The organism is Streptomyces sp. NPDC005195, assembly GCF_040608315.1.
Classification (GTDB): Bacteria; Actinomycetota; Actinomycetes; order Streptomycetales; family Streptomycetaceae; genus Streptomyces; species Streptomyces kaempferi.
Map to the genome: position 1 here is coordinate 1 of NZ_JBEXHZ010000133.1, position 6,213 is coordinate 6,213.

4 protein-coding genes are annotated in these 6,213 nt (G+C 71.8%); 1 reads left to right on the plus strand and 3 read right to left on the minus strand.

Annotation, left to right across the window (positions count from 1 at the left end):
* Positions 1 to 129 precede the first annotated feature (129 nt).
* The 3 genes from ABZV34_RS36530 to ABZV34_RS36540 form a co-directional block, all read right to left on the minus strand.
* Entirely contained in the window at positions 130 to 1,143 is a 1,014-nt protein-coding gene (locus ABZV34_RS36530) for a Gfo/Idh/MocA family oxidoreductase (protein WP_356286718.1), read from the minus strand.
* Positions 1,144 to 1,194: 51 nt separating this feature from the next.
* Complete coding sequence (locus ABZV34_RS36535) at positions 1,195 to 2,289, minus strand: chemotaxis protein (protein WP_356286721.1); 1,095 nt, start codon at positions 2,287 to 2,289, stop codon at positions 1,195 to 1,197.
* 196 nt (positions 2,290 to 2,485) lie between these two features.
* Positions 2,486 to 4,054 (minus strand): FMN-binding glutamate synthase family protein, encoded by a 1,569-nt coding sequence (locus ABZV34_RS36540; RefSeq protein ID WP_356286725.1) that lies wholly within the window; start codon positions 4,052 to 4,054, stop codon positions 2,486 to 2,488.
* A 345-nt stretch (positions 4,055 to 4,399) separates the two neighbouring features.
* Here ABZV34_RS36540 and asnB point away from each other — a divergent pair.
* On the plus strand, positions 4,400 to 6,213 hold a 1,814-nt coding region (gene asnB / locus ABZV34_RS36545), incomplete at its 3' end, for an asparagine synthase (glutamine-hydrolyzing) (RefSeq protein ID WP_356286724.1).

Here is a 6,213-nt window from a genome sequence, read left to right on the forward strand (position 1 = left end):
GCCCGCCGCGGCATGCCCGGGATCCAGTTGCACGGCTTCGACTTCACGGTCACCGTCGACTCGGACGCGAGCTGGTCGCGCCGGTTAACCGGCCACGTCGAGACGGGCGCCGCGAGCGTCAGCGGCTGATCACGCGTAGAGGTCCGGGCGCGCGGCGAGTTCGACGGTCACCCTGCCGCCGCTCTCCAGCGCCCGGACACCCGCCTCGGCCACCGCGGACGCGGCGTACCCGTCCCAGACGCTGGGCCCGGTGACCCGGCCCGCACGGGTGGCGTCCACCCAGGCCTGCACCTCGCGGTCGTAGGCGTCGGCGAAGCGTACGAGGTAGTCCCGCGCCACCTCCTGACGGGCGCCGTCCGCAGTCGTCACCCGCATCGCGTTCTCGTCCCCGATCCGCGCGCTCCCGGACTCGCAGACCGCCTCGCAGCGCACCTGGTAGCCGAAGCCGGTGTTGACGAAGACCTCCACGTCGACGAGGGCACCCTCCGCCGTCTCGAACAGCACGAACTGAGGGTCGAGGAGGTCCGCGGGCGCGTGCGACGACGGGCGCGGACGCAACACCGTCACGGCCGTGAGCTCCTGGCCCAGCAGCCAGCGCGCCGCGTCGATCTCGTGCGACACGGAGCTGTTCACCAGCATCGCCGAGGTGAAGCCGGCCGGCGAGGACACATTGCGGTGCGTGCAGTGGAGCATCAGCGGGCGGCCCAGCCGCCCGCTGTCCAGCAGGGACTTCAGGCGCACGTACTCGGCGTCGTACCGGCGCATGAAGCCGACCTGCGCCAGCCGCCGTCCGAGCCGTGCCTCGGCCTCCACCACCCGCAGCGCCCCGGCCGACTCCGGCACCATCGGCTTCTCGCACAGGACCGGCAGGCCGCGTTCGAAGGCCGCCAGCAGGGCTTCCTCGTGCGCGGGACCGGGGGAGGCGATCAGCACGGCCCGCACACCGGGCGCGTCCAGGGCGGCCGACACCTCGGTGTGCGCGGAGGCGCCGTCGATCCCGGCGACGGCGTCCTCGGCCCGCTCGGTGTCGGGATCGGCCACCGCCGCGACCCGTGCACCGTTCACCACTCGGTCGATCCGTCGTATGTGGTCGGCTCCCATGTGGCCCGCCCCGAGGACCGCCACACCCAACAACTCGCTCACGTGCTCACCTCTCGGACCGACAGTTCTCCAGGAGATTGTCGGCCGGAGAGATCAGTAGCGCAGCACCCCGGCGATGCCTTTCGCGTCACCCAGACTGCCGTCGGGGACGAAGCGGACCTCGGCACCGGTCTCCAGACACTGCTCGACGATCTCGTCGACGATGTCCTCGCGGGCGTCCAGGTCACCGCTGTCGGCCGGTACGAGGTGATCGCCGCCGTCGCGGACCGTCTCCCGGTAGTTCTCCTCCACGGCGAGCAGCCGGACCCGGCCCTGCGACGCGTTCTGCCACAGTTCGTCGACCCCGGCGGCGAATTCCTTGCGGCCGCGGGCCGCTTCGAGTTCGCGGGCCACCGCGTCGGTGTTCCTCCGCTCCTCCGCGCCGACCAGCGGGCGGACCGCCTGCCACACGGCCTCGGGCGTGCCGTGGGCGAGACCGCCGTGCTGGAGGTGCCACGCGTCCTTCGTGACCGTGCCGACCTCGTCCAGGAGGGAGAGCGCGGCGGTGTCACCGGTGACGTACAACGGCCGGCTCCGCTCACGGAGCACGGCGCTCATCGCGGTGTCGGCCTCACGCAGGAAGTTCCGGGTCCGCTCGGCGCGGAAGGTGCTGGCCAGGTCACCGACGCGTTCCTGGCGCTCGGCGTCCGGGTCCTCCAGGCTGCGGGTCAGCGGGAAACCGACGGTGTGCTCCGCGGTGACCCGGTCGCCGCCGCCGTTCCACAGCGTCACCCGGTCGGCCGAGACCGAGAGCACCCAGAACGGCCGCTCGGAGGACTGGGCGGCGACCAGGTTGCGGGTCAGGAAGGTGTCCGACAGCACGACGCGCTCGGGGACCCGGCGGGCCAGCGACCACACCTGATGCTCGCCGGGCGCCGCGAAGATCGCCAGACCGTCCTCGGCGTGGGCCAGATCGACCTCGGCCAGGGCCAGGTCGAGCTGCTGGACCAGTTCGGCGCGCCGCTGGCGGGTGACCGCCGGATCGGACTCGATCTGCTTCTTGGCCTCGGCCACGACATTGCGCAGCCGGACCGGATCCTGGGCGTTGTCCGGTTCGCGGCGGTGCGTCGGCGTCAGCACGGACACCGCGGGGTAGGGCCGCGGCCGACGCAGTTCGGAGAGGGTTGCGGGACTCAGCGCATGCTCCATACGAGCACCATAGGACTGATTCTCCTCTCGGGCATTTGGGGTAATCGGCTGCCGGTGTCGGCCGGGCCGTCCGGCCTGCTCCCGAGACCGCCGCAGGACCTCGATGGCGCCGTCAGCGACGGCCGTGAACAGGGGCGGCACGGACACCGGGGTGCCCGGTGCCGCGGGGCCGACGCCGATGACGCCCGTCCTGACGTCAGAACGAGTCGGGATCCGCCGCCGCCCAGTCCCGCTCCCAGGACGCGGGCGCCTCGGCGAGCAGCACCCCGGGCTCCAGCCACTCGTAGAGCTCCGCGTACGAGCGTACGGTCGCCGGATCCGTACGCCGCAGCAGTTGGCCGGGTGTGAGCTCGCCGGGATGCCGTACCCCCATCGCGGCCATGATCCGGGTGGCGCTGCGGACCGTGGCCCGCTGATACCGGTGCACCCGTGCGGACTTGTCGGCCACGTCCAGGACGCGGACGCGGCGCGGATCCTGGGTGGTGATGCCGGCCGGGCAGGTGTTGGTGTGACAGCGCTGCGCCTGGCGGCAGCCGAGGGCGAAGAGCATCGCGCGGGCCGCGTTCGTGTAGTCGGCGCCCTGGAGCAGCCGGGTGACGAGGTCCGCGCCGGTCGCTACCCTGCCGCTCGCGCCGACGCGCACGCGGTCGCGCAGGCCAGTGCCGACCAGGGCGTTGTGCACCGTGATCAGACCCTCGGTGAGCGGCGTTCCGAGCCGGCCGGAGAACTCCGTGGGCGCGGCCCCGCTGCCGCCCTCCGCACCGTCGACCACGATGAAGTCGGGTGTGACCCCCTCCGCGAGCATCGCCTTGCACACGGCGAGGAACTGGCGGCGCGACCCGACGCAGAGTTTGAGACCGGTCGGCTTGCCGCCCGCCGCCCGCCGCATCCGGGCGAGGAACCCCACGAGCTCGCGGGGGGTCGAGAAGACCTGGTGGTACGGCGGCGAGAGCACGGTGCGCCCCGCCGTGACGCCCCGGACCCGGGCGACTTCGGCGCTCACCTTCGCCCCGGGCAGCACTCCGCCGACGCCCGGGTGCGCGCCCTGGGACAGCTTGAGCGACACGCAGCGGACCTCCGGCAGAGCGGCCTTGTCCGCGAACTCCCTTTCCTCGAAGCCTCCTTCGGACGTCCGGCAGCCGAAGTACCCGGTGCCGATCTCCCAGACCAGATCGCCGCCGCCGCGCAGGTGATGGTCCGACAGGCCGCCCTCGCCGGTGTCGTGCGCGAATCCCCCCAGCGCCGCGGCCCTGTTGAGCGCCAGGACCGCGTTCGCGGACAGCGCTCCGAAGCTCATGGCCGAGACGTTCAGCAGCGCCATGTCGTAGGGCTGGGTGCAGTCGGGGCCTCCGACGCGGATCACGGGCGGTCTCTCCGGCGCCTCCACCGGGCTCATCGACGGCACCAGGTACTCGTGTCCCGTGCCGTACACGTCCCGCTCGGTGCCGAACGGCTCGTCCTCCTCGGCGCCGTCGGCCCGCGCGTACACCAAGCCGCGCACGGCACGGTCGTACGGACGCCCGTCGTGGTTCCGCTCGACGACATGGCGCTGGACGTGTGGCCGCAGGGCGTCCGCGAAGAAGCGCAGATGGCCCAGCAGAGGGAGATTCCGCAGCTCCGAGTGGCGGGTCTGGGTCAGGTCCCGCGCCCCGACCGCCGTCAGCGCCAGCAGGGCGCCGGCCGCGCACCACCACCAGGCCGAGACGGCGCACGCCAGGACCAGGGCCCCGGCCAGGCCGAGGACCACGAGCAGCAGCGAGAGCATCCGGCGCACACCATGAGTGAAGCGCACAGGACGGAAAGCGGCGAAAGGGGATAATTGCTCCGATAGGCCTCTCCGCTCGTTGGGTAATTCTTTGCCTGTGGCCGATTTCGACCGAGAAGGGCCCGGTGGCGAGCGGCCCGGCGGTTCCGGCGCCGGCAAAACGCGGCTGGAACCGACGGGGTCGCCGCGTCGGCCGGGTTGCGTCCGTGTTGACGGTCCCTTCCCGCGGGGAACAGCCTCAAGGTGTAGATGCTGGATACAACTGGTTTTGTGGAAGCGAACGCGCGACCCTGTAAGCGCAGGTGAGCCCGGTGCTCCCGGCGAACCGGACGCAGGAGGTAACGCATGTGCGGCATCACCGGATGGGTCTCCTTCGAGCGCGATCTGCGGGCCGAGGGCGAGACGTTGGATGCAATGACGGAGACGATGTCCTGCCGCGGCCCCGACGACCGCGGCACCTGGGCCGAGGGCCCCGCGGCCCTCGGACACCGCCGGCTGGCGATCATCGACCTGCCCGGTGGACGGCAGCCCATGACCGCCGGGACCCCGGAGGGCACGGTCGCGCTGGTCTACTCGGGCGAGGCCTACAACTTCACCGAACTGCGCCGTGAGCTGACCGGCCGCGGCCACCGCTTCTCGACCGACTCCGACACCGAGGTCGTGCTGCGCGGCTACCTGGAATGGGGCGCGGAACTCGCCGGACGGCTCAACGGCATGTACGCCTTCGCCATCTGGGACGGCCGCCACGACAAGCTCGTGATGATCCGCGACCGCATGGGCATCAAGCCCTTCTACTACTACCCGACCTCCGACGGCGTCCTGTTCGGCTCCGAACCCAAGGCGATCCTGGCCAACCCCCTCGCCCGCGCGAGGGTCCGCCTCGACGGCCTGCGGGAGCTCTTCACCTTCGTCAAGACGCCCGGGCACGCGATCTGGGACGGCATGCACGAGGTCGAGCCCGGCACCGTCGTCACCGTCGACCGCTCCGGCTCGCGCCGGCACGTCTACTGGCAGCTGGAGACCCGGCCGCACACCGACGACCGTGACACCTCCATCGGCGCCGTGCGCACCCTCCTCGACGACATCGTGCGCCGCCAGCTCGTCGCGGACGTGCCGCGCTGCACGCTGCTCTCCGGCGGCCTCGACTCCTCCGCCATGACCGCACTCGCCGCCCGGCAGCTCGCCGAGCACGGGGAGCGGGTCCGCAGCTTCGCCGTCGACTTCGTCGGCCAGACCGACCACTTCGTCGCCGACGAACTGCGCGCCACCCCGGACACCCCCTTCGTGCACGACGTGGCCCGCGCCTCCGGCACCGACCACCGCGACATCGTCCTGGACGCGCAGGCCCTGGCCGACCCGGACGTCCGCGCCAAGGTGATCAGGGCCAGGGACCTGCCGACGGGCTTCGGCGACATGGACACCTCGCTGTATCTGCTGTTCCAGGCCGTCCGGGAGCACTCCACCGTCGCGCTCTCCGGGGAGTCGGCCGACGAGGTCTTCGGTGGCTATCTGCAGTTCTTCGACGAGGAGGCCCGCAGCGCCGACACCTTCCCGTGGCTCGTCCGGTTCCAGCGCGACTTCGGGGACGACGCCGACATCCTGCGCCCCGACCTCACCGAGGCCATGGACCTGGAGTCGTACGTCGCGGACGGCTACCGCACGGCCGTCGCCGGAATCCGGCGTCTGGACGGCGAGAGCGACTTCGAGTACCGGATGCGGCGGATCTGCCACCTGCACCTGACCCGCTTCGTACGCGTCCTGCTCGACCGCAAGGACCGGACGAGCATGGCGGTCGGTCTCGAGGTGCGGGTGCCGTACTGCGACCACCGGCTCGTCGAGTACGTGTACAACGCGCCATGGTCCCTGAAGTCCTTCGACGGCCGGGAGAAGAGCCTGCTGCGGGAGGCGACGGCGGACGTGATCCCGAAGTCCGTGTACGACAGGGTCAAGAGTCCCTACCCGTCCACCCAGGACCCCAAGTACGCGATCGCCCTCCAGGACCAGGCGAAGGACCTGCTGGCCCAGCCGGCGCACCGGGTGTTCGACCTCGTCGACCCGGACCGGCTCCGGCGCGCCGCCCACAGCGACACCCCGCAGATCACGCAGGCGTCGCGGCGGGGCCTGGAACGGACCCTGGACCTCGCGCTGTGGCTGGACCT

Bases quoted from the DNA above. Each gene is read 5' to 3' on its own strand.
- ABZV34_RS36535 (WP_356286721.1), bottom strand. From the start codon at position 2,289: ATGGAGCATGCGCTGAGTCCCGCAACCCTCTCCGAACTGCGTCGGCCG.
- ABZV34_RS36540 (WP_356286725.1), bottom strand. From the start codon at position 4,054: ATGCTCTCGCTGCTGCTCGTGGTCCTCGGCCTGGCCGGGGCCCTGGTC.